Source organism: Geothrix sp. 21YS21S-2, assembly GCF_030846775.1.
Lineage (GTDB): Bacteria > Acidobacteriota > Holophagae > Holophagales > Holophagaceae > Mesoterricola.
In genome coordinates this window covers 1,455,125-1,477,106 of sequence record NZ_CP132910.1, presented here as the reverse complement: position 1 = coordinate 1,477,106, position 21,982 = coordinate 1,455,125, and the positions used below count along the sequence as shown (strand labels likewise).

Sequence of the window (21,982 nt, the reverse complement as noted above, 5' to 3'; positions counted from 1 at the left end):
GGCGCCAACGGCGCGGGCAAGACCACCACCGGAGACCAGAATCATGGCGGATCGACCCAAGTCCCAGTACTTCGCGCGCAAACCCTTGGCGCTTCTGCTGGAGGAGATGAAAGGGGAGAACCGCCTGCGGCGCGTCCTCGGGCCCGTCCAGCTCTCCGCGCTGGGGATCGGGGCGATCATCGGCGCGGGGATCTTCGTGGTCACGGGGGAGGCCGCCCACAACGTGGCCGGTCCGGCCCTGATGCTCTCCTACGTCATCGCGGGGATCACCTGCATCTTCGCGGCCCTCTGCTACGCGGAGTTCGCGGCCATGGTGCCGGTGGCAGGCTCGGCCTACACCTACGCCTACGCGACCATGGGCGAGCTGTTCGCCTGGATCATCGGCTGGGACCTCATCCTGGAGTACTGCGTGTCCTCGGCCACGGTGGCCACGGGGTGGTCGGGCTACTTCCAGGACTCCATCTCCAAGCTGGGCATCCACATCCCCCACCTGCTCACGGAGTCCCCCTGGAAGTACGACGTGACCACGGGCCTGATGGTGCGCACCGGCTCCCTCCTCAACCTCCCGGCGGTCCTCATCATCCTCGTGATCACGGCGGTGCTGGTCAAGGGGATCCAGGAGAGCGCCTCGTTCAACGCCACCATGGTGGCCATCAAGATCACCGCCGTCCTCTTCGTCATCGGCGTCGGCTCCTTCTTCGTGCTCAAGAGCAACTGGCACCCCTTCGCCCCCTTCGGGTGGACCGGCATCAGCTTTTTCGGCCACGCCGTGGCCGGGCACGCCGACCCCAGCGGCAAGCCCCTGGGCATGCTCGCCGGCGCCGCCATCATCTTCTTCGCCTACATCGGCTTCGATTCCGTATCCACCCACACCGAGGAGGCCAAGAACCCCCAGCGGGACGTGCCCATCGGCATCATGGCCTCCCTGGTGGTCTGCACCTTCCTCTACATCGGCGTGGTGGCGGTGCTCACGGGCATGGTCCGGTTCGACCAGCTCGACGTGAACGCCCCGGTTTCCATGGCCTTCAAGCAGCGGGGCCTGGGCTGGGCCGAAGGGATCATCGCCACCGCCGGCGTGGCGGGCATCACCTCCGTGCTGCTGGTGATGATGCTCAGCGGCCCGCGGGTCTTCCTGTCCATGGCCCGGGACGGCCTCCTGCCCAAGGGCGTGTTCGGGGACGTGCACCCGAAATACCGGACGCCCTGGAAGTCGACCATTCTCATCGGGGCTTTCGTGGCCATCATGGCCGGCCTGCTGCCCATCGGGGTCCTGCTCCAGCTGACCAACATCGGCACCCTGTTCGCCTTCGTGATCGTGTGCGGGGCCGTGCTGATCATGCGCAGGAAGTACCCCGAGACGGAGCGGCCCTTCCGGTGCCCCTGGGTGCCCGTGGTCCCCATCCTGGGCATCGCCTCCTGCCTCATGCTGATGTTCTCCCTGCCCGTGGCCAACTGGTGGCGGATGTTCACCTGGCTGGCCTTCGGGATGGTGATCTACTTCGCCTACGGCCGGAAGCACAGCGTCATGAAGCACTACCTGGCGGGCGACGGGGACACGACCCACGTCTGACGTCCGCCAATGAATGCGGCATGCCGCCATTGAGAATTTAAGGAAGAATTTTCACCGACGACTGGCATCAAAAACGCCAGGCGACGCTCTCCCTTCGGATTGAACCACCGCCTGGCCCTCCGAGCGTGGAGCCCCGAACGCCGCTGCTTGAATACTCCATCGCATCATGAATCTGGAGTATCCAGTCCGCAGGGCAGGGGATCGCTCTGCCTCCAGGGTGCGTTTCCCCTTTGGAGGTGGTGCATGGATCCTACTGTTCCGGCGGTTCCCCGCCGTTCCCGGCTGTTCTCCCGCAAACCCCTTGCGGCCCTCCTGGAGGAGGCCAAGGGGGAGGACCGGCTCAGGCGGGTCCTGGGCCCGGTCCACCTCACGGCCCTGGGCATCGGGGCCGTCATCGGGGCGGGCATCTTCGTGGCCACCGGGGCCGCGGCGCGCAACGTCGCGGGCCCGGCGCTGATGCTCTCCTACGCCGTGGCGGCGTTGACCTGCGTGTTCGCGGCGCTCTGCTACGCGGAATTCGCCGCGATGGTGCCGGTGGCGGGCTCGGCCTACACCTACGCCTACGCCACCCTGGGCGAGCTCTTCGCATGGATCATCGGCTGGGACCTGATCCTCGAATACGGGGTGTCCAGCGCCGCGGTGGCCACCGGCTGGTCCGCCTACGCCCAGGGTCTCCTCGCCAAGGCCGGGCTGGGCCTGCCGCCGGCCCTGGTGGAATCGCCGTGGCGCTACGACGCGGCCTCGGGGGCCCTGGTGGGCACGGGGGCCCTCCTGAACCTGCCCGCGGTCCTCGTGGTGGCCGCGGTCACCCTCATCCTGGTGAAGGGCATCCAGGAGACGTCAAGGCTGAACACCGCCATGGTGGCCGTGAAGGTGGCCGCGGTGGTCTTCGTCATCGCCGTGGGGCTCTTCTTCGTGAGCTCCGCCAACTGGCGGCCCTTCGCCCCCTACGGCTGGACGGGCCTGTGCTTTTTCGGCCACACCGTGGCCGGGCAGGTGGACCCGGGCGGCAAGCCCGTGGGGATGCTGGCCGGCGCGGCCATCATCTTCTTCGCCTACATCGGGTTCGATGCGGTGTCCACCCACACGGAGGAGGCCAGGAATCCCCGGCGGGACATCCCGGTGGGCATCGTGGCCTCGCTGGCCGTTTGCACCCTCCTGTACATCGCCCTGGTGGCGGTGCTCACCGGCATGGTGCGGTTCGACCAGCTGGACATCAGCGCGCCCGTGTCCCTGGCCTTCAAGGCGAGGGGCCTGGGCTGGGCCGAGGGGCTCATCGCCGTGGCGGGGGTGGCCGGCATCACGTCGGTGCTCCTGGTGATGATGCTCAGCGGCCCCCGGGTCTTCCTGGCCATGGCCCGGGACGGGCTCCTGCCCCGAAAGGTGTTCGGGGTCGTGCATCCGCGCTACCGCACCCCCTGGAAGTCCACCGTCCTCACCGGCGCCTGCGTGGCCACCCTGGCCGGGCTGCTGCCCATCGACGTGCTGCTCCACCTCACCAACATCGGGACGCTCCTGGCCTTCGTGATCGTCTGCGCCGCGGTCCTCATCATGCGCAGGTCCCACCCCGGGGCCGAGCGCCCCTTCCGGTGCCCGTGGGTGCCGGTGGTGCCCGTCCTGGGCATCCTCTCCTGCCTCCTCCTGATGTTCTCCCTGCCGGCGGCCAACTGGTGGCGGCTCGGGGGCTGGCTGGCCCTGGGGATCCTGGTCTATTTCCTGTACGGCCGCCACCACAGCGTGCTGGGGAGGGGATCCGATGCACGCCCTTCATGAGGTCATCCGCTGCCGGGGCTGCCTGGGGGCCATGGACGACCGCGCCCAGGCGGGCCTGTGCGGCCGGTGCTGGAGCCTGCTCACCCGCCTTCCGGAGGAACGCTGCCCCCTTTGCGCCCTGGGGCACGGCTGGGGCGAGGGCTGCCCGGATCCCGTGGCCTGGACCTGGGGGGAGGCCCTCTGGGACTATCACGGCGGGCTGGGGGCCCTCCTGGTGCCCGCCATCAAGCGGGGGGAACTGGGGTGGATGGACGCGCTTCTCGGGCGGGCGGGGCGGGTGCCCCTGCCGGGCTGGACCGCGGGGTTCAGCCTGGTGTGCAATGCGCCCACCGCCCGGTTGCGGCGCTGGTACCGGGGCTTCGACCTGGCCGAGCGCGCCGCGTGGATGTTCGCCGGACGCCTGGGCACCCCCTGCCGCCAGGTGCTCCGCAAGCCGCTCTACACCCGCGCCCAGGCCGGCCTGCCCCAGGGCCGGCGGCGGCGCATGGGTCCCCACGTGACCCTGGAGCCCGGAGCGTCGGTGGAGGGGGAGGCCGTGCTCCTGGTGGACGACGTCTGGACCACCGGAACGACCCTGCTCAGGTGCGCCCAGGCCCTGGGGGCCGCAGGGGCCCGGGACGTGGCGGTCCTGGCGCTCTTCCGGGCCGGGAAGCGGGGAGGCCGCTAGGCCGTGGTATGCTTCGCATCGGCCCCCAGGGAACCCTGGGATCTGTATGCCTTTGAATGGAGTCGACCATGCCGAGCACCGCCACGTTCACCCCCGGTCCCGTGGGTTCGTTCATCAAGCACCATTTCCGCCACTTCAACGCGGCGGCCATGGTCGACGCGGCCGAAGGGTACCGCACCCACCTCCTGGAAGGCGGAAAGATGATGGTGAGCCTGGCGGGGGCCATGAGCACGGCCGAGCTGGGTCTGAGCCTCGCCGAGATGATCCGCCAGGACAAGGTGCACCTCATCACCTGCACCGGCGCCAACCTGGAGGAGGACGTCTTCAACCTGGTGGCCCACGACTACTACGAGCGCGTGCCCCACTACCGGGACCTCACCCCCGCGGACGAGAAGGCCCTCCTGGACCGCCACATGAACCGGGTCACGGACACCTGCATCCCCGAGATGGAGGCCATGCGCCGCATCGAGAAGGCCATCCTCAAGGAGTGGACGGGGGCCGACGCGGCCGGGGAACGCCATTTCCCGCACGAGTTCCTCTACCGCCTCCTGCGCAGCGGCGCCCTCGAGGAGCACTACCAGATCGACGTGAAGAACAGCTGGATGATCGCCGCCTGCGAGAAGAACCTCCCGATCGTCGTTCCCGGCTGGGAGGACAGCACCCTGGGCAACATGTACGCCGCCGCCGTGATCCGCGGGGACGTGAAGAACGTCCACACGGTCCGCACCGGCATCGAGTACATGACCTGGCTGGCCCGCTTCTACCAGGACGTCACGAAGGACTGCACCCTGGGCATGTTCCAGATCGGCGGCGGCATCGCGGGGGACTTCCCCATCTGCGTGGTGCCCATGCTCCACCAGGACCTGGAGCTGGAGGCGCCGCTCTGGGGCTACTTCTGCCAGATCAGCGACTCCACCACCAGCTACGGCTCCTACTCGGGCGCCGTGCCCAACGAGAAGATCACCTGGGGCAAGCTGGGGGCGGACACCCCCAAGTTCATCGTGGAGAGCGACGCGACCATCGTGGCGCCCTTGATGTTCGCCTATCTGTTGGGGTGGTAGATCTTCCGGACGACCGGCACCCGGAACGTATAGGTCGTTAATATTTGCGACCTGGAGGTCTTGTTCTCTTGATCGGCCCGGGTTCCCTCGTTAAACTTGGCCTACCTTTTGGAGGTTCCAATGAAGCGTTCCATCCTCGCCATCGCCGTCGCCCTCTGCGCCGCGTCGTTCTCGTTCGCCAGCGTGACCATCCAGAAGGAAGCCAAGGCCAAGGATCCCAAGGTCACCTGCAAGACCTGCCACACCGCCATGCCCTGCACCAAGACCAACCTGACCGACGAAGGCAAGAAGTGGGTTCCCGCCAAGAAGTAGTGCGAAACCCCTGAACATCGGAAGCGCCCACCTCGCGGTGGGCGCTTTCCTTGTGGGCAGAAGCTTCTAGGCCAGGCCGAAGTCCGAGGTCTCCAGTTCCTTCTTGACCGCGGCCATGAACAGGTCGGCGGTGGAGCCGTCGATGATGCGGTGGTCGAAGCTGAGGGCGCTGAACATCACTTCGCGGATGGCCAGGACGTCCTGGCCCAGGTCGTCGGTCACGACCACGGGGCGCTTCTTCACGGCGCCCATGCCCATGATGGCCACCTGGGGCTGGTTGATCACGGGCAGGCCGAAGGTGTCGCCGAAGACGCCGGGGTTGGTGATGGTGAAGGTCCCACCGGAGATCTCGTCGGGCTTGAGCTGCTTGGAGCGGGCGCGGCCGGCCAGGTCGTTGAGGGCCAGGGCCAGGCCGCCCAGGTTCAGCTGGTCGGCGTTCTTCACAACGGGGACGATGAGGCCCCAGTCCAGGGCCACGGCGATGCCCAGGTGCACGTCCTGCTTGTAGACGATGGAATCCCCGTCGACGCTGGCGTTGACCACCGGATAGGCCCGGAGGGCCTTGGCGGCGGCCATCATGGCGAAGGGCATGTAGCTCAGCTTCGTGCCGTAGGCGGCCTCGAAGGCCTGCTTGTGCCTGGCGCGCAGTCTGGACACGTTGGACATGTCGATCTCGAACACGGTGTACACGTGGGCGCTGGTGTGCTTCGAGAGGACCATGTTGTCGCTTATGATCTTGCGCATGCGGGTCATGGGCTCGACCCGGACCCGCTCGCCGGGGGCGAAGGCGGGGACGGAGGGCGCGGCCGGGGCGGGGGCGGCCTTGGGTGCGGCGGCCACGGGGGCGGCGGGCTTGGCGGTCAGGAAGGCCTCCATGTCCTGCTTGGTGACCCGGCCCATCATGCCCGACCCCGGCACGGCGGTCAGGTCCACGCCGTGGTCCTGCGCCATGCGGCGCACCAGTGGGCTGGACCGGGTCCGCAGGCGGCCCTCGAGGGTGTCTTCGGCCGGGGCCGCGGGGGCGGCGGGGGCCGGGGCGGCTTGCGCAGCGGCGGCCTGGGGCGCCGCTGCCGGAGCGGCCTTGGGCTCGGACCCGCCGGCGGCGGGCTTCTCCCCGGCGGCCCCGATGCGCGCCACCACGGTGCCCACGGGGACGGTGACGTTCACGTCCACGAGGATCTCCAGCAGGGTGCCGGCGATGGGGGCGGGGATCTCGGCGTCCACCTTGTCCGTCGAGATCTCGTAGAGGGTCTCGTCCTTGCCGATGGCCTCACCCGGCTGCCGGTGCCACTTCAGGATCGTTGCCTCGGCGATGGATTCCCCCATCTGGGGCATGACGACGTCGAAAGCCATGTTCGTGCTCCTAGCTGTCGAGGCGGGGCGCCTCGGTGTGGTGCTTCGTGATCCGCTGGTAGGCGTGGGCCAGCTCCAGCAGGGGGACATCCGATAGGGAGGGGCCGATGAGCTGCAGTCCCACGGGCAGGCCCGAGGCGAAACCCGCGGGCATGGAAAGAGCGGGCAGGGCCGCCAGCGCGGGGGTGACGGTGAAGACGTCCGACAGGTACATCGCCAGGGGATCGCCGGTCCTTTCCCCCAGGGGGAAGGCGGTGGTCGGGCTCACGGGGGTGGCCAGGACGTCCACCTTCCCGAAGGCGGCCGCGAAGTCCCGCGTGATGAGGGTCCGGGCCTTCTGGGCCTTCAGGTAGAAGGCCTCGTAGTAGCCCTTGGACAGGCAGAACGCCCCCAGCAGGATCCGGCGCTTGGCCTCCATGCCGAAGCCCGCGTCCCGGGTGCCGGCGATCATGCCGTCCAGGGTGTCCGAAGCCGCCCTGGCGCCGTACCGCACGCCGTCGAAGCGGGAGAGGTTGCTGGAGACCTCGGAGGTGTTGATGAGGTAGTAGGTGTCGATGGCGAAGGGGGTGTGGGGCAGGGAGACCTCCACCAGCTCGGCGCCCTGGGCCTCCAGGTCGCGCAGCGCCGTCTCCAGGACGTCCCTGACGCCGGCGTCGATGCCTTCGCCGAAGTACTCGCGGGGCAGGCCCACCCGCAGGCCCTTGAGCGCGCGGGGCCGGAGGTCGCCCAGGCGCTCCCGTCCGGGCAGGTCCACGCTGGTGGCGTCCAGGGGATCGGGACCGGCCATGACGGAGAGGACCGCCGCCAGGTCCCGGGCGGAGCCGGCCACGGGTCCGACGATGTCCAGGGAGGAGGCCATGGCCGTGACGCCGTAACGGCTCAGCACGCCGTAGGTGGGCCGCAGGGCGGTCACGTTGCAGAAGCTCCCCGGCAGCCTCACGGACCCGCCCGTGTCGGTGCCCAGGGCGAAGGGGGCATAGCCCGCGGCCACGGAGACCACGGAGCCCGAGGAACTGCCCCCGGGGACCCGGGTGGTGTCCCAGGGGTTGCGGGCGGGGCCCGAGGCGCTGTGCTCGCCGCTGGAGCCCATGGCGAACTCGTCCATGTTGGCCTTGGCCACCGGCACCGCCCCGGCCTCCAGGAGCCGGCGCACGACGGTTGCGTCGTAGGGGGCCCGATAGCCGCGCTGGATGCGCGAGCCGTTGCCCACGGGGGCCCCCTTCCAGTGGAGGTTGTCCTTGAGGACCATGGGGATGCCCAGGACCGGCGTCCGCTCGCCCCGGGTCAGGCGGGCGTCGGCGGCACGGGCTGCGGCGAGGGTCAGGCCGGAATCCTGGAAGACGGTGGCGTTGAGCCGGGGCTCAAGGCCGGCCATGCGGTCCAGGCAGCCGAGGGCCAGGAAGGTGGCGGACAGGTCCCCCGCTTCCAGGCCATCCCTCAGATCTGCCAACGAACTCGGACCCATGCCCAACTCCCGCCTCGGGTTCGAGTGTGCCACCAAATGGGGTATTGAGATAGATTCTCCAATCCCGTGACCGGGGCCAAAGGTCTTTCCGTACCGGGGGATCCTTGGCGGGTCCCCCTCCGGGGACGATTGTCCCCTTTCTTTTTCCCAAGAGTCCTGGGTTAATATCACAGACACACCGGACACGCCCTACACCCCGAAATGCTCCCGTTCGCCATGGAACTGAGATGAACCCATACGAAGTGCTGGAAATTTCGCCAGGAGCCACGATCGAGGAGATCAAGGCCGCATACCACCGGATGGCCAAGCAGTGGCATCCGGACCGGTTCACGGGCGAGGCGAAAGCCGATGCGGAGCGCCGCTTCCGCATGCTGGCCGAGGCCTTCAGCATGCTCAAGGACACGCCCAGCCGGGGCTCCGCCGCCCCCGCCCCGCCGTCCGAACCGGCCAGGGCCCAGGCCCCGGCACAGGCGGCCGCGCCCTCGATCCAGCTCGACGAAGGCCCGGACCGCACGGCGATCCCCAAGACCGCCGACGAGTGGTTCAAGGATGCCCAGGGCGCCTTCGAGGGCCGCGCCTACGGGCGCTCCCTGGCGCTGATCCTCTACGCCCTGCGCCTGGACAACGAACGCCCGGAATTCCACGCCCTGCACGGCAAGGTCCTGGAGGCCACCGGCGGGGACGCGCGCGGCAAGGTGAAGGCGCTTGAAACAGCCATCAAGCTCAACCCCAAGGATGTCGATTCCATGATCCTGCTGGCCCAGACCTTCCAGGGGCTGGGAATGCAGGCCCGGGCCACCCGGCTCTGGGAGACGGTGCACAATCTGGCCCCCGATCACGCGATCTTCAGGCAGCCCGGAAAGCCAGCCAACCCGAAGGGCAAGGCCAAGGAACAGATGGCGAGCCTGGGCGACCAGTGGAACGAACTCGTTGCGGAGACGCGCATCAAGCTGGAAAAGCTATTCAAAAGGGGTTGAGCATGCGGGTGGTGGCAGCGGGACGGACGGAAGTTGGGTGCGTTCGCAAGCACAATGAAGACAACTTCCTCATGGAACCTGACCTCGGCCTGTTTGTGGTTGCCGATGGGCTCGGCGGGCATGCCGCCGGGGAGGTCGCCAGCCAGATCGTGGTGGAGAAGGTGGGGCAGTTCATCACCCATACGGTGGAGCGGGACCGGACCTGGCCGGTGGAATACGACACCGCGCTGCCCTACGACGGCAACCGGCTCAAGGCCGCCCTCCTCCTGGCCGACCAGAGCATCCTGAACGACATCCGCACCAACCCCGAACGGGAGTCCATGGGCTCCACCGTGGTGGCCTGCCTGGTCAATGCGGACACCATCACCCTTGTCCACGTGGGGGACAGCAGGGCCTACCTGTTGAACCCGGACGGGATCCAGCAAGTCACCCGGGATCATTCATGGGTGGCGGAGCAGGTCGCCAACGGGATCCTGACCCCCGACGAGGCCCGCCGCCATCCCTTCCGCAACGTCATCACCCAGGCCCTGGGCAACGGAGGGGAGCTGGACATCTCCGTAAGGGAGATCCAGGTTAAGGAATTGGACCGGATTTTGCTTTGCTCCGATGGACTGTCAGGAATGGTTCAAGATCAGGAAATCTGGGAAATAGTCCAGAATGCCCCGGACATGGAAGAGGCTGCGGGACGCTTGATCGCCAAAGCCATGGGCAATGGGGGGGAAGACAACATCACCGTCGTCATCGTCGCGTTCGATCCGGATAAAAATGTTTGATAACAACATTCGGTTGACCGGAAAGATATAAAGGTTAAACTGAACCGCCTAATCAACTAAAGCGAGGCTCCAAGTGGGTCTTTTCGGTGGCAAAAAAAACCAGCTCGTGGGCCTGGACATTGGTTCCAGTTCCGTAAAGGTCTGTGAACTGCAGGTGCTAGGCAAAGGCGGGAGCCAGCGGTACCGGCTCCAGAAACTTGGCATAGCCCCGCTCCCCTTCGACGCGATCGTCGACGGGGACATCATGGACAGCAACGCGGTGGCCGCGGCCATTCGCCAGGTGCTCACGGAGCAGAAGATCAAGGCCCGGGACGTGGCCATCTCCGTGGCGGGGCAGCAGGTGATGGTCAAAAAAGTGACCTTCCCGCTCATGAGCCCCACGGAGCTGGCAGAATCGGTGCGGTGGGAGGCCGAGAGCTTCTTCCCCGCCGGCCAGGGCCTGGACGCCTACGCCCTGGACTTCGCCGTCCTGGAGGAGCGTCCCGCGGAAGGCAACATGGACGTGGTCCTGGTGGCCTGCCGCAAGGACAAGATCGAGTCCTACATCGGCTGCGTCGCCATGGCGGGCGCCCGTTCCGTCCTGGTGGACGTGGACGTCTTCGCCATCCAGAACGCCTACGAGATCAACTCGCCCCCGGGCGGGCGCGATGAAGTGGTGGCCCTGGTCAACATCGGCGCCCAGTTCACGAACCTGACCATGCTGGTCGGCCGCAAGTCGCTTTTCTGGCGCGATATCGCCTGGGGCGGCCACCGGTTCACGGACAAGCTCATGGAGGACTGGGGCGTGAGCCGCGAGGCCGCCGAGATGCTCAAGGAAGGCCACGCCGCGGAGGGCCGGACGCCCGAAGAGGTCGAGCCCTCCCTCTCCTCCGTCTCCGACAGCTTCGCCGACGAACTCGGCCGCACCATCGATTTCTTCCGCTCCAGCTTCAAGGTGGACCGCCTGGACCGGGTCCTCCTCTGCGGCGGCAGCGCCAAGGTGGACAAGCTTCCCGAGATTCTCGGGGATCGTCTGAGGGTTTCCGTGGATCGGCTGAATCCCTTCCAGCTCCTCGAAATGGATGAGCGGAGCCTGGACCCGGCCGTGGTCAATGGAGTCGGCTGCACGGCCGCTGTTGCGGTCGGATTGGCCTTGCGCCAAGTGGGGGACCGATGATCAAGATCAACCTTCTGGGAGACACGCTCGCCCAGGTGGGTGGGAAGAAGGCCGAAAAGGCCGAGGCCGTCCCCGTCTACGCCGATTCCGCGGCTACCGGGCGTCCGAGCCTTCCCATCGCAGGGGTGCTTTTCGGCCTGGTCATCGCATCGGCGGGCGGCATCTACTACGTCATGCTGAACTCCCAGATCGAGCGCGAACAGCGCACCAAGGTCGAACTGGAAGCCAAGAAGAAGGAGCTCGAAAAATACATGGATCTTGAGCGGAAGTTCAGGTCCCAAAAGGAGATGCTCCAAAAGAAGAAGGAAGTGATGATGGGACTCAAGTCCTTCCAGCACCTTCCCGTCCACTTCCTGGAGGAACTCGCCAACGCGCTTCCCGACGACGTGTGGTTCCGCGAGATCAACCAGAAGGGGCTGACCATAAGCATCAAGGGCGAGAGCTCCAGTTTCGAGGCCGTCAACCAGTTCCGGAACCGCCTGGTGGAACAGACCAAGTGGTTCCAGAACGTCAACTACCCGGCCGCCAACAAGAACGGACGCACCGTCGAATTCACCATCTCCTGTGATTTGAAGAATTCGGCCTGAGGTAGCTATGAACTCGCAACTTCAGAAACAACTGTTGATCGGTGGCCTGGCGGGCTTGATGCTGGCCATCCTCATCGTCTTCTTCCTGGGCGGCAAGCGGGACGAGCTTGCGGGCCTCAAGCTGGTCAACCAGGGGCTCCAGGCCGACGTGGCCAAGGGCTACGCCCTCAAGGCCAACTACGAGAAGCTCAAGGCCGAGGTCGTCGAGCAGGAGAAGGTAATTGATGAGCTGATCAAGATCATGCCCACCGATGCCGACCGGGGCGAGCTCCCCTACCGTGTCAAGAAACTGGCGGACACCGCCGGCATCGAGCAGGTCTCCTTCACGCTCATGGCTCCCGTGGCCAAGGACTACTACACGGAATACCCGGTCCAGTTCACGTTCCGCGCGGGCTACCACACCCTCGGGCAGTTCTCCTCCCTGATCTCCGGCTACGAGAAGATCATCAATCTCAGCGAGATGGCCTTGAAGCGGGAGAGCAACCGCAGCCTGTATCCCGTCTCCGTCACCTGCAAGGTCAGCGCCTTCGTATACAACCCGGCCCCACCGCCTCCTCCGGCGGGCACGCCGCAGCCGAAACCGGCAGCGGCACCGGCCAAGAAAGAAACGGGAGACTGAGACCATGGCACGGATCGCATACATCCTCCCCGCCTTGGCGCTCGGCCTTCAGCTTTGCGCACAGGGAACGCCTCCCAAGGAAGGTGCCAAGGGCCGCGCGGAATCCGTCGCGACTCCGGCCCTTTCCGCCAACCAGGGGATCAATCCCGACGAGCTGATCGCCGTCCGCGCGACCCCCTACAGGCCCACCCTGCAGCGGGACCCCTTCTCCGCCCCCACCGATGCGGAGCAGACCAACAAGGGGGACATGGTGGACGATATCGGCGTCAAAGGAATGGTGGTTTCCAACGGCAAGGTCTTGGCCGTGGTCACCGATGCCCGCGGGAACGTCCGTTCCCTGCCCATCGGGTATCGGTTCCGGGACGGTGAACTGGTCGGCGTCAACGACAAGTCCGTCACGTTCCATCAGTGGGATGCCAGCAGCACTAACACCAAAATCTTCCGAACCGTCGTCAAGACGTTCAAACGCGAGGAGGGTAAACGATGAATGCTCGCCTGAGTTCCTTGCTGGTCGCAGGGGGCGTGGTACTGGCGGGGATCCAATCCGGATCTCTCAACGGAGCCCTCCCTGATGCTGGCACCAACGCCGCCATCGCAACGCTTGCCGGGGCGAGCATGCAGCCGGGTGCCATCCAGGTGCTGAAGCTCAGCATCCCCGGATTCACCGGCGTTCCGCGCCTCCAGGTGCTGCCCAACCCGTCCCGGGTCGTCGTGGACCTCCCGGGGGTCAACCGCGGGGACAAGGTCACACGGAAGGACATGCAGGGACTCGCGTGCCCCCAGATCCTCCGCTCCCGGCTGGCGCAGTTCGCCACGGCGCCGCAGCCCGTCACCCGCATCGTCCTCGAAGTGGTGCCCGGAACCCAGGCCACCGTGACCAGCGACGGCACGGGCGTGAGCATCACCCTCGATTCCGGACAGGGCGCGGTCCGCGCCCAGCTGGGAACCCAGGTGACGGTCGCCCCCGCGGCGCCCGTGCCCATGGAGACCGAGGCCGTTGCCGCCAGCCTGGCCGCCCTTCCCCAGACGCCCGCCCTGCCCGAGCGCGCGGCCCCCCAGGCCGTTGCCCAGCCCGCCGCGCTTCTGGCCGCTGCGGCTCCCGTCGAGCGCGCCGCCTACGTCGTGACGGAAGAGGCGCCCGCCCCCGTTCCGCCGCCGGCCCCGATCGTCCTCAAGGAGGAGGCCCCCAAGGTCGCCGCCAAGCCCGCTCCCCTCGTCCCCGTCCCGGTGGTCGGCGCGCCCTTCCAGGCCCTGCCGTCCCTGGCCGTGCAGTCCGTCCTGCCGACCGCCCTGGCCCAGGAGAAGGCCGCCCCGCGCCGCGAGGAATCCCGCAGCGGCCGCACCCTCGGCGATGTCTCGGGCCGCTACACCGGCGCCCGCATGACCATCGACGTGGTGGGCACCGACCTCACCAGCTTCCTGCGCATCATCGCCGACACGGCCCACCTGAACCTCATCGTGGACCAGGACGTGCAGGGCATCTACACGTTCAAGTTCACCGACACCCCCTGGGACCAGGTCCTGGACGTGATCCTCAAGCACGCCGGGCTGGGCAAGGAAGTGAGCAACGGCATCATCCGCGTGGCCAAGATCGAGAAGCTCCAGAAGGAGGAGGAGGACCGCAAGCGCCTCGACGACGCCAAGTCCCTCGCCGGCGACGTCCAGAGCATCACGCGGCCCCTGTCGTTCGCCAAGGCCTCCGAGTCCAAGACCATCCTCGACAAGATGCTCACCAAGCGCGGCGGCATCATCGTGGACGACCGCACCAACACCCTGATCATCACCGACCTGCCCAGGAACCTCCCCATCCTCGACGATCTCATCGCCCAGCTGGACGTTCAGATCCAGCAGGTGCAGATCGAGGCCCGGGTGGTGGAAGCCTCCAAGAACTGGGAGAAGGACTTCGGCGTCAAGTGGCCCACGTCCAACACCGGCAGCGCCGCCATCACCACCGGCGGGACCACCGCCGCCCCCTGGGGCAGCACCAACGGCCCCTCCTGGAACAGCATCAACAACCTGGCCACCACGGGCAATGCCGCCACCGTGGCCTTCTCGCCAGGCGCCACGAACGTCACCGACATCGCCAGCCCCGCGGGCGAGTTCTGGGTCTCCTTCCTCAGCAACCGCATGAGCGTTAACGTCATCCTCCAGGCCCTGGAAAAGCAGGGCGTGGTCAAGATCGTCTCCTCGCCCAAGGTGGTCACCCAGAACAACAAGAAGGCCAAGATCCTCTCCGGCGCGAAGATCCCCTATCCCGCCCAGCAGACCGGCGTGAGCGGCGGCGCCATCGCGGTGCAGTTCGCCGACGCCAACCTGGAACTCGAGGTCACCCCCCAGATCACCAACGACGGCACCATCCTCATGGACATCAAGGTGGAGAAGGCCGACGCGGACTTCGGGCAGCTGGTGGGCACCACGCCGACCATCACTCGCAAGGCCGTGGAGACCCAGGTGCTCGTGAAGGACGGCGGCACGGCCATCATGGGCGGCGTCTACAAGAACAACTCGACCCAGCAGTCGACCGGCGTGCCCTTCCTCAAGGACCTGCCCCTCATCGGCTTCCTGTTCCGCAACAAGATCAACAAGGACAGCAACGACGAGCTGCTGATCTTCATCACCCCCCGCATCCTCAAGAACTAGTTCCCGGGGAGGCACAAGGAAAGGGGCCCGCGAGGGCCCCTTTCCTTTGCCCCGGCGCCGGCCTACTTGCCGATGGGGAGGGTGCGCACGAGCCGCTTGCAGGTGTTGCAGAGGATCGTGTACGTGTCGGGCTGTTCGAAGTGGTATTTGAAGCCGGGCCCTTCCATGGGGGCCTGGTCGACCTTTTCCAGGCGGCCGAAGTGGTATTCGGCGATGCGAACGCTCTGGGGGACGGTGAGATCAGCGCCGCAATTGGGGCAGGAGATGGCAGCCATGCTTGCTCCTCGAGGGATGTTGAAGGGAAGGACGAAATTTCTACCTGATCAAAAGGTACCAGATGACGTAGCCCGCGAGGCCGAGAAAAAGCAGGCCCGCCACGACCCGGAGGATCACTTTCCCGATTTTATAGGCAACCCAGAGCAGCAGGAGCAGCAGAATGACCGCGATGACGGTCTGGGTCGTGGTCATGGGAGGAAGGTGCTGGGGGGCGGGCGGGGGGTGGGGAATCACGGTTCGGCTCCTTGATATCTGATTCACTCATGATGGCCGGGCAGGGGATATGATGGGGGTTCCTGGTACCATGGAATCTTCCCCGCACCGGTTCTGTGCCCCGGATGTGACCCTTTCGCCGTCTGCAGGAACATCCCCTTCATGCTCATCGATTATGCTGCCATCACCCACGTCGGCCGGGTGCGGAAAAACAACGAAGATGCCTATCTGGTGAGCGCCCTGGATGGGGATGAGCCCCTGGTGAACGGTTTGGGGCCCATGCCCAACACCTGCCACGCGGGGATTCTCGCCGCGGTGGCCGACGGCATGGGCGGCGCGGCCTCCGGCGAGATCGCCAGCCGCGAGGGGCTTGCGTCGGTGGCGGTGAACCTCTTCGGTCACTGGGGGCGGTTCCCGGCCCACCTGGCCAACGAGATGGGCCTCCTCAAGGCCCTCAAGCAGGCCGTGGAGGGCGCCTCCAGCGCCGTCCTGCGCTACGCGGACGCCGAGCGCTCCAGCCGGGGCATGGGCTCCACCCTCACCGCCGCCGTCATCTGGAAGGGCCATGCCTACGTGGCCCAGGTGGGCGACAGCCGGGCCTACGTCTACCGCAAGCCCAACCTGGTGCAGATCACCGAGGACCAGACCCTGGTGCGCGAGATGATCAGCAACGGCAGCATCACCGCCGAGGAGGCCAAGACCCACCCCCAGCGCAGCATGATCACCCAGGCCCTCGGCGCCCCCGTGCCCATCCGGGCCGTGCTGAGCCGCGTGGCGCTGCGGCGCGGGGACCGCCTCCTGCTGTGCTCGGACGGCCTCCACGGCGAGATTCCCGACGAGCACCTGGCCCTCCTGCTGTCCCGGGGCGATCCGGCGAACCTGACCCTGGAGGCCATGGCGCAGGAAGCCCTGGCCCGGGGCGGGCGGGACAACCTCACGGGCCTGCTCCTCACCCTGGACGACCCCGGCCTCGCCATGCCCAACCTCTACGAGCCCGTGCGCATCGTGGAGCCGCAGCTCTCCTCGGACCCGCTCCTGGCCAACGAGGACACCCATCCCAACCAGCCCATCATCAACCGTCTAGGCCGTTTCTTACGAGGGAACACATGAGCCTTATCCAAGGAACCCTATCCCTCAGGCGCTTCCTGGTCCTGGGGCCCGTCCCCTCCGAGCAGGAGCTCCACGAGGGCCTCAGCCAGCACTGCTTCCGGCCCTTCGAGGACGGCCTCGAGGAGGAGCGCATGGGCTGGTGCGACTGGCGCAACCTCCTCATCCTGCCCCCCGACCGGGACTGGGTGATCCAGGAGCGCTTCGCGGTCTTCGGCCTGCGCATCGACTCCCGCAAGGTGCCCGGCGCCCTCCTGAAGGCCCAGGTGGACCTGCGGCTGCAGACCCTGCAGAAGGAGAAGGACCTGGCCTTCGTGGGCCGCGAGGCCCGCACGTCCCTGGCCGAGGAGGTGAAGGTGGACCTGCTGCTCAAGGTGCTGCCCACCCCCAAGGTGGCCGAAGTGGCCTGGGACCTCAAGGGAGGCATGCTCTGGACCACCGCCTCCTCCTCCAAGACCCAGTCCGCCCTCTTCGAGCTCTTCATCAAGTCCTTCGGCCTGGAGCTGCAGCCCCTGGCGCCCCTGCTTCTCGCCGGGCGCATGCTGCCCCACATCTCGGTGGACTCCCTCATGGCCCTCGATCCCCTCGACCTCACGCTGGAGAATGCATGAAACCCATGGAACTCATTGAACAGGGCCGGTTCCTCGGCGAGGAGTTCCTGCTCTGGCTCTGGATGCGCGGCCTCAAGGAAGGCGGCGTCAGCGGGCTGGACGGGGACCAATCCGCCTGCTTCGTGGACGACGCCATGCAGCTGGTCACCGAAAGCGGCGACGTCAAGGAGCTGAGCCTGCGCAAGGGCAACCCCGCCGAGAGCCGCGAGGCCTTCGAGGCGCTGTCCCGGGGCATGCGCCCGGCCAAGGCCAAGGTGCGCCTCCTGTCCGGCGACATGGAGTGGACCTTCACCCTGGGCGCCGCGGGGCTGGAGATCAGCACCATGAAGCTCCCCCCGACCCAGGCCAAGGACCCCCAGGGCCGCATCGCGGACCGGCTCTTCCTGCTCGAGGAGGGCACGTCCCACCTGGAGCGGCGCTTCCAGGCGTTCCTGGAGGCCCGGGCGCAGGATCCCGAGGGCATGGCGGAGACCATGCGGGAGTGGATCCGCGGATCCCTGGCCGGCATCTCCGGCGAAGAAGTGCCATGGGAGGGCTGAAGGCGCTTGCCTTCGCCGCCGTCGCAGGCATCGTGGCCCAGGCGGCCCCGGCCACGGCGGAGGTGAAGGCCAGGCTCCCCAAGGGCGGCTCCGCCCGGATCCGCCTCGCCTTCCGGCAGGGGGTCCAGGTCGAGGCCACGCGCCTTCCCCGGAAGTTCCTGACGGTCCGCAGCGGCCCCTGGGCCTCCTACTTCGACCTCACGCCCGAAGGCAGGCTCTGGGCCCTCCACGCCCTGTTCCCCGAGGACCGCTGGACCACGACCGAAGTGCGCCACAAGGTGCGCTGGCCCGAGCTGGAGTCCGTGTGGCTCATGTCCGCGCTCTTCGTGGGCCACGGCCAGCACTACGACAAGCTCCAGGCCGCCAACCCGGCCCGTCCCGAGAAGCTGCGGCTGGGCGACGTGTGGGTGATCCCCCGCACCCTCCTGGCCCGGGAGCTGGGCGGCAGGGGCCAGGCCAAGGTGGACCGCAGCCAGCCCGAGGACGGCCTGGACGACGAGGCGCGGGTGGCCGCCTACCGCGCGCTGCTCACCTTCGGGGAGGACCGCCAGGGCAAGTTCGCCGCCTACCACCTGCGCAAGGGCGAGGCCCTCTACACGGCCGTGGTGATGCGCTACACGGACCAGGTGGACCCCAAGGGCGTGAACGACCTGGCGCTGGCCATCGCCAGGCGCAGCGGCATCGAGGAGGTGCGGGCCATCCAGCCCGGCCAGGTCATCAAGATCCCCCAGGAGCTCCTGGCCGACCCCTTCCAGGCCGAAGGTTCGGTGGCCCTGGCCGAGGAGCGCGAGGTGCGCGCCGAGGTGCGGCGCACCACCGTGGCGGAGGCCGGCCCCCGGCTCAAGGGCATCCGCATCGTCCTGGACGCCGGCCACGGGGGCGTGGACAAGGGCGCCGCCGCCAACGGGGCCTGGGAGTCCGATTTCGTCTACGACATCGCCATGCGCGTGCGCAGGCTCCTGGAGCAGGACACGGAGGCCGTGGTGTCCAGCACCATCCGCTACCCCAGCATCGGCTTCAAGGTGCGCGAGAGCATCACCCGCCCGACTTCCGACGCCGAGATCCTCACCACGCCGCCCTTCGCCAACGACGGAGAGAGCCCCAACGCCGTGAGCGTGCACCTGCGCTGGGTGCTGGCCAACGACCTCTTCGCGGGCTTCTGCCGCACCGGGGACGCACGGAAGACGCTCTTCATCAGCTTCCACGCCGACAGCCTCCACCCCTCGGCCCGGGGCACCATGGTCTACGTGCCCGGGGCGTCGGGCGTGCCCTCCAGCTTCGCCCTGGGCGACCGCCGCGCCGCCCGGGTGAAGGAGATGAAGGTCGGCTCCCGCGTGGCCTTCTCCGCCCGGGAGCGGCTGCAGTCCGAGGCCCGCAGCCGCCTCTTCGCCGAGGCCCTCCTGAAGGCCCTGGGCCTCGACGACCTCCCCGTCCACGGCAACCGCCCCATCCGCAACGTCATCCAGCGCTCCGGCAAGAGCTTCGTCCCCGCCGTCATCCGCTACAACGCCGCGGCCACCAAGGTGCTCGTGGAGGTGGCCAACCTCACCAACGAGGACGACGTGGAGAACCTCAAGGACCCCGCCTTCCGGGAACGCTACGCCGAGGCCGTGGTGAACGCGGTGAAGGCCTTCTACCGGAGCTGACGTGAAAGTCTTCGCGCGGATCAACACCATCGGGTGGGCGCACCTCTGGACGTCCCGGGAAGCCTACGAGGACGGCGAGGCGTCGGTGCACTTCTTCAATTCCCGGATCGATCCGCGGTGGAAGGAGCTGGCGCTCACGGAGGACCAGCGGGCCCGGCTGGAGGCGGGTGAGCTGGTGGAGATCGAGGATCCCGGGTACCTGGAGGGGGAGGGGTAGAAGGGATCTTCCTCAGAGCCCCAGGCGCTTCTCCAGCGAGGTCCGCTCGTTCTTGAACCCGGCCACCTCCCGGGCCTCCTTCAAGGTCGCCAGGGCGGTTTCCTGCTGGCCCAGCCTAGCCTGGCAGGTGGCCCGCATGAGGGCCACCCAGCCGCGGTTGGCCTCGGTGGGATTGACGGGGTACAGCGCCAGGGCGGCCCGCCACTCGCCGGCGCGGGCCTTGTGGTCCGCGGCCAGGAGGACCAGGGGCTCCCTGTCCGGGCCCTTCTCGGGGGCCCGGGCCTGCCAGGACTCGATGTCCTTGGCGCGGGCCTCCGCCTTCTCCCCCTCCTCCAGGGGGCGGCAGAGGTAGAGCATGAGGGCCTGGATGCGCTCGGGGCCGGGGCGGGCCTTGAGGAGGGCGGGGCGGGCCTCCTTCCACTGGCGCAGGGAGACGGTGGCCTGGGCGCGCAGAAGGCTTTCATGGGGGCCTTCGGCCTTGGCGGGGAGCAGCGCCAGGGTGGCCTCGGGATCCGTGCCGGCGCCCAGGCCCTCCAGGGCGGCCTTGGCCAGGGCGGGCTGCTCCTTGGCGGGGACGGCGCGGGCCATGGCGCGGGATGCCTCGGGCAGGCCCTTGCGGGCCAGGGCGCGCGAGAGTTCGACGCGCTGGGCGGGGGTGAGGGAGAGGATGCTCTCGGCGTCCAGGACGGGCAGGAGGCGCTGGGGCTCCTTCTTCTCCAGGCACTCCCGGACGAGGCCCCGCACGGCCTCGGCCCGCAGGTCGGCCACGGGCTTGGCTTCGCCCGGAAGGGGCTTGGCGGCCCGGAACTGGCCCACCGTGTCCAGGGCGGCCTGCCAGTGGCCCTCCTTGACCGCGATGCGCAGATTGATCATGAGGGCCCTGCGGGTGGCGTCCTCCTTGCCCCCGGCCTTCTTCACCCGGGCCAGGAGGGCCTGGGCGTCGGGGTAGCCCTCGGCGTCCTTGGGCGGCAGGGAGCCGTCCGACAGCAGGGTGGCGAGGGCCATGCGGGCCTCGTCGGCCTCGGGGGAGGCGGGCTTGTCCTCGATGAGCTTCTGGAAGGTCTTGGCGGCGTTGCGGGAATCGCCCGTGGTGCCCAGGAGCTTGCCCCAGGCCAGGTTCAGGCGGGTAAGGTAGGCGCCCCGGGGATAGAGCTTGCGGTAGTCGGCCAGGACGCCTTCGGCCTCGGAGCGCTTCTCCCCGGCGCACAGGGCCTCCATGATGCCCACCAGGCCCTTCTCGGTGGGCTTGGCGGTTCCCAGCGGCTTGAGGGAACGCACGGTGTCGAGGCCCTCGGCGGCCCGGCCCTGGTCGGCCAGGCACCACAGGTACATCTCCTGGCACCGGCGCAGCGTCTCGGTCGGGAGGTCGGCGCCCAGGGCCTTGTTGAGGCGGGACTCGGCCTCCTTGGGCCGGCCGTGGTCCAGGGCGGCCTGGGCCATGGCGGGCTGGGCCTCGGGCAGGAAGGAGGAGTTGGGCCAGGTGGCCTCGAGCTTGTGGAAGGAGACGGCAGCGCGGGCGGTATCGCCCAGGCGGTCCTGGAGGAAGCCCTGGGCGAAGAGGACCGTCTCCCGCTCCTTGGCGTAGGTGCTCTTGAAATGGAAGCCGTCCAGCTGGTCCAGGACCTTGCGCTGGAACTTCTCGTCGCTGGAGGCCATGGCCTGGCGCGCCAGGGTCTCGGCCTGTTCATCCGTCATGCGCCCTTTGGGCGCCTTGGGTTCCGCCGCGCCCGCGGCAAGGGCCACCACCAGGAGGGCGGCGGTGAGGCCTCTCACGGCTTCCACCCCGCCAGGAGGGCCTTGCGGGCGGCATCGAACCGCTCCTGGTCCAGGACGCCCTTGGCCCGGAGGTCCTTGAGCAGCTGGAGGCTGCCCGATTCGGGGGTGCGGGGGTCCATGCGCTGGGCCAGCATCTCCATGCGGCCCTGGATGGCTTCCAGCCGGCCGATGCGCTCCTCCAGCTCCCGCACCCGGACCTTGAGGTCGTCCCGCTCCCGGATGAGGTGGGCCCGCTCCACGATGCGCCGGAGGGTCTGCCGGAAAGCCTCGATCTGGAGGGGCTTGTTCACGAGGCCGTAGGCGCCCTTGTCCATGGCCTCCGTGGCCTCCCGCACCGTGCCGTAACCACTGAGCACCAGGACGGTGCAGCTGGGGTTCCGGGCCAGGGCGGCCCTGAGCACGTCCATGCCGGTCTTGCCGGGCATGACCAGGTCTGTAAGTACAAGATCGTAGGGCGGATGCGCCTTGCCAAGGAGGTCGTCGGCCTCTTCGCCGGAGGAGGCGGGGGTCACCAAGAAGCCTTCGGCCGTCAGGAGTTCCTGCAGGGTCTCCAGGAGGATGAGGTCGTCATCCACCAGGAGGAGGCGCTGGGGGGGGAGATGGGATGGGATGATGGGGGGTGGCACGTGGGTTCACCGAAGCTA

Annotated in this window: 23 protein-coding genes; 17 read left to right on the top strand and 6 right to left on the bottom strand. The window is 68.0% G+C overall.

Features of this window, described 5'->3' with window-relative positions; all coding sequences use genetic code 11:
• The first annotated feature begins 43 nt into the window (after positions 1–43).
• From RAH40_RS06700 to RAH40_RS06680, 5 genes are all read left to right on the top strand, one after another.
• A complete protein-coding gene (locus RAH40_RS06700) occupies positions 44–1,570 on the top strand; it encodes an amino acid permease (RefSeq protein ID WP_306601317.1) in 1,527 nt (508 codons plus the stop codon).
• A gap of 243 nt (positions 1,571–1,813) precedes the next feature.
• A complete protein-coding gene (locus tag RAH40_RS06695; protein ID WP_306601316.1) occupies positions 1,814–3,343 on the top strand; it encodes an amino acid permease in 1,530 nt (509 codons plus the stop codon).
• Positions 3,327–4,010 (top strand): ComF family protein, encoded by a 684-nt coding sequence (locus RAH40_RS06690; protein ID WP_306601315.1) that lies wholly within the window; start codon positions 3,327–3,329, stop codon positions 4,008–4,010. Before RAH40_RS06695 ends, RAH40_RS06690 begins: the two co-directional genes overlap by 17 nt.
• A 68-nt stretch (positions 4,011–4,078) precedes the next feature.
• Complete coding sequence (locus RAH40_RS06685) at positions 4,079–5,071, top strand: deoxyhypusine synthase family protein (protein WP_306601314.1); 993 nt, start codon at positions 4,079–4,081, stop codon at positions 5,069–5,071.
• Between the two features lie 120 nt (positions 5,072–5,191).
• Complete coding sequence (locus tag RAH40_RS06680) at positions 5,192–5,383, top strand: hypothetical protein (protein ID WP_306601313.1); 192 nt, start codon at positions 5,192–5,194, stop codon at positions 5,381–5,383.
• Between the two features lie 66 nt (positions 5,384–5,449).
• On the opposite strand, the gene RAH40_RS06675 is transcribed toward RAH40_RS06680, so the two are convergent.
• Positions 5,450–6,736 carry a dihydrolipoamide acetyltransferase family protein gene (locus tag RAH40_RS06675; protein WP_306601312.1) on the bottom strand — a complete coding sequence of 429 codons (1,287 nt, stop codon included), beginning with the start codon at positions 6,734–6,736 and terminating at the stop codon, positions 5,450–5,452.
• Between the two features lie 10 nt (positions 6,737–6,746).
• On the bottom strand, positions 6,747–8,201 hold the full coding sequence (gene gatA, locus RAH40_RS06670) for an Asp-tRNA(Asn)/Glu-tRNA(Gln) amidotransferase subunit GatA (protein WP_306601311.1): 1,455 nt from the start codon (positions 8,199–8,201) through the stop codon (positions 6,747–6,749).
• 227 nt (positions 8,202–8,428) lie between these two features.
• On the opposite strand from gatA, the gene RAH40_RS06665 reads away from it, so the two are divergent.
• The 7 genes from RAH40_RS06665 (at position 8,429) to pilQ (ending at position 14,953) form a co-directional block, all read left to right on the top strand.
• Complete coding sequence (locus RAH40_RS06665; protein WP_306601310.1) at positions 8,429–9,178, top strand: J domain-containing protein; 750 nt, start codon at positions 8,429–8,431, stop codon at positions 9,176–9,178.
• 2 nt (positions 9,179–9,180) lie between these two features.
• Complete coding sequence (locus tag RAH40_RS06660) at positions 9,181–9,951, top strand: Stp1/IreP family PP2C-type Ser/Thr phosphatase (RefSeq protein WP_306601309.1); 771 nt, start codon at positions 9,181–9,183, stop codon at positions 9,949–9,951.
• A 73-nt stretch (positions 9,952–10,024) separates the two neighbouring features.
• Positions 10,025–11,107 (top strand): type IV pilus assembly protein PilM, encoded by a 1,083-nt coding sequence (pilM, locus tag RAH40_RS06655; protein WP_306601308.1) that lies wholly within the window; start codon positions 10,025–10,027, stop codon positions 11,105–11,107.
• Positions 11,104–11,694 (top strand): PilN domain-containing protein, encoded by a 591-nt coding sequence (locus RAH40_RS06650; RefSeq protein WP_306601307.1) that lies wholly within the window; start codon positions 11,104–11,106, stop codon positions 11,692–11,694. The genes pilM and RAH40_RS06650 overlap by 4 nt, the downstream gene beginning before the upstream one ends.
• A gap of 7 nt (positions 11,695–11,701) precedes the next feature.
• Positions 11,702–12,313, top strand: a complete 612-nt coding sequence (locus RAH40_RS06645; RefSeq protein ID WP_306601306.1) for a type 4a pilus biogenesis protein PilO — start codon at positions 11,702–11,704, stop codon at positions 12,311–12,313.
• A gap of 4 nt (positions 12,314–12,317) precedes the next feature.
• Positions 12,318–12,800, top strand: coding sequence for a hypothetical protein (locus RAH40_RS06640; protein ID WP_306601305.1), 483 nt, complete (start codon positions 12,318–12,320; stop codon positions 12,798–12,800).
• 128 nt (positions 12,801–12,928) lie between these two features.
• Positions 12,929–14,953, top strand: coding sequence for a type IV pilus secretin PilQ (gene pilQ / locus RAH40_RS06635; RefSeq protein WP_306601304.1), 2,025 nt, complete (start codon positions 12,929–12,931; stop codon positions 14,951–14,953).
• Between the two features lie 62 nt (positions 14,954–15,015).
• On the opposite strand, the gene RAH40_RS06630 is transcribed toward pilQ, so the two are convergent.
• Positions 15,016–15,228, bottom strand: coding sequence for a hypothetical protein (locus RAH40_RS06630; RefSeq protein ID WP_306601303.1), 213 nt, complete (start codon positions 15,226–15,228; stop codon positions 15,016–15,018).
• A 40-nt stretch (positions 15,229–15,268) separates the two neighbouring features.
• Positions 15,269–15,463, bottom strand: a complete 195-nt coding sequence (locus RAH40_RS06625) for a hypothetical protein (RefSeq protein ID WP_306601302.1) — start codon at positions 15,461–15,463, stop codon at positions 15,269–15,271.
• A 141-nt stretch (positions 15,464–15,604) separates the two neighbouring features.
• Here RAH40_RS06625 and RAH40_RS06620 point away from each other — a divergent pair, with 141 nt between their 5' ends.
• The 5 genes from RAH40_RS06620 to RAH40_RS06600 are packed head-to-tail and all read left to right on the top strand — an operon-like array spanning position 15,605 to position 19,562.
• Positions 15,605–16,552 carry a PP2C family serine/threonine-protein phosphatase gene (locus RAH40_RS06620; RefSeq protein ID WP_306601301.1) on the top strand — a complete coding sequence of 316 codons (948 nt, stop codon included), beginning with the start codon at positions 15,605–15,607 and terminating at the stop codon, positions 16,550–16,552.
• On the top strand, positions 16,549–17,160 hold the full coding sequence (gene rdgC, locus RAH40_RS06615; RefSeq protein WP_306601300.1) for a recombination-associated protein RdgC: 612 nt from the start codon (positions 16,549–16,551) through the stop codon (positions 17,158–17,160). Before RAH40_RS06620 ends, rdgC begins: the two co-directional genes overlap by 4 nt.
• Positions 17,157–17,699: a hypothetical protein gene (locus tag RAH40_RS06610; RefSeq protein WP_306601299.1), complete on the top strand. Its 543-nt coding sequence runs from the start codon at positions 17,157–17,159 to the stop codon at positions 17,697–17,699. Before rdgC ends, RAH40_RS06610 begins: the two co-directional genes overlap by 4 nt.
• Positions 17,687–19,345 (top strand): N-acetylmuramoyl-L-alanine amidase, encoded by a 1,659-nt coding sequence (locus RAH40_RS06605; RefSeq protein ID WP_306601298.1) that lies wholly within the window; start codon positions 17,687–17,689, stop codon positions 19,343–19,345. Before RAH40_RS06610 ends, RAH40_RS06605 begins: the two co-directional genes overlap by 13 nt.
• Before the next feature lies 1 nt (position 19,346).
• On the top strand, positions 19,347–19,562 hold the full coding sequence (locus tag RAH40_RS06600) for a hypothetical protein (protein WP_306601297.1): 216 nt from the start codon (positions 19,347–19,349) through the stop codon (positions 19,560–19,562).
• A gap of 12 nt (positions 19,563–19,574) precedes the next feature.
• Here RAH40_RS06600 and RAH40_RS06595 read toward each other — a convergent pair whose 3' ends face one another.
• Both RAH40_RS06595 and RAH40_RS06590 read right to left on the bottom strand, forming a co-directional pair.
• The gene (locus tag RAH40_RS06595; protein WP_306601296.1) at positions 19,575–21,335 is read right to left on the bottom strand and encodes a tetratricopeptide repeat protein; all 1,761 of its coding nucleotides are present in this window, start codon (positions 21,333–21,335) and stop codon (positions 19,575–19,577) included.
• Positions 21,332–21,964 carry a response regulator gene (locus RAH40_RS06590; protein WP_306601295.1) on the bottom strand — a complete coding sequence of 211 codons (633 nt, stop codon included), beginning with the start codon at positions 21,962–21,964 and terminating at the stop codon, positions 21,332–21,334. The genes RAH40_RS06595 and RAH40_RS06590 overlap by 4 nt, the downstream gene beginning before the upstream one ends.
• Positions 21,965–21,982: the final 18 nt, after the last annotated feature.

Coding starts and splice junctions, on each gene's coding strand:
- RAH40_RS06700 (WP_306601317.1), top strand. CDS start 44: ATGGCGGATCGACCCAAGTCCCAGTACTTCGCGCGCAAACCCTTGGCG.
- RAH40_RS06695 (WP_306601316.1), top strand. CDS start 1,814: ATGGATCCTACTGTTCCGGCGGTTCCCCGCCGTTCCCGGCTGTTCTCC.
- RAH40_RS06690 (WP_306601315.1), top strand. CDS start 3,327: ATGCACGCCCTTCATGAGGTCATCCGCTGCCGGGGCTGCCTGGGGGCC.
- RAH40_RS06685 (WP_306601314.1), top strand. CDS start 4,079: ATGCCGAGCACCGCCACGTTCACCCCCGGTCCCGTGGGTTCGTTCATC.
- RAH40_RS06680 (WP_306601313.1), top strand. CDS start 5,192: ATGAAGCGTTCCATCCTCGCCATCGCCGTCGCCCTCTGCGCCGCGTCG.
- RAH40_RS06675 (WP_306601312.1), bottom strand. CDS start 6,736: ATGGCTTTCGACGTCGTCATGCCCCAGATGGGGGAATCCATCGCCGAG.
- gatA (WP_306601311.1), bottom strand. CDS start 8,201: ATGGGTCCGAGTTCGTTGGCAGATCTGAGGGATGGCCTGGAAGCGGGG.
- RAH40_RS06665 (WP_306601310.1), top strand. CDS start 8,429: ATGAACCCATACGAAGTGCTGGAAATTTCGCCAGGAGCCACGATCGAG.
- RAH40_RS06660 (WP_306601309.1), top strand. CDS start 9,181: ATGCGGGTGGTGGCAGCGGGACGGACGGAAGTTGGGTGCGTTCGCAAG.
- RAH40_RS06650 (WP_306601307.1), top strand. CDS start 11,104: ATGATCAAGATCAACCTTCTGGGAGACACGCTCGCCCAGGTGGGTGGG.
- RAH40_RS06645 (WP_306601306.1), top strand. CDS start 11,702: ATGAACTCGCAACTTCAGAAACAACTGTTGATCGGTGGCCTGGCGGGC.
- RAH40_RS06640 (WP_306601305.1), top strand. CDS start 12,318: ATGGCACGGATCGCATACATCCTCCCCGCCTTGGCGCTCGGCCTTCAG.
- pilQ (WP_306601304.1), top strand. CDS start 12,929: ATGCAGCCGGGTGCCATCCAGGTGCTGAAGCTCAGCATCCCCGGATTC.
- RAH40_RS06630 (WP_306601303.1), bottom strand. CDS start 15,228: ATGGCTGCCATCTCCTGCCCCAATTGCGGCGCTGATCTCACCGTCCCC.
- RAH40_RS06620 (WP_306601301.1), top strand. CDS start 15,605: ATGCTCATCGATTATGCTGCCATCACCCACGTCGGCCGGGTGCGGAAA.
- rdgC (WP_306601300.1), top strand. CDS start 16,549: ATGAGCCTTATCCAAGGAACCCTATCCCTCAGGCGCTTCCTGGTCCTG.
- RAH40_RS06610 (WP_306601299.1), top strand. CDS start 17,157: ATGAAACCCATGGAACTCATTGAACAGGGCCGGTTCCTCGGCGAGGAG.
- RAH40_RS06605 (WP_306601298.1), top strand. CDS start 17,687: ATGGGAGGGCTGAAGGCGCTTGCCTTCGCCGCCGTCGCAGGCATCGTG.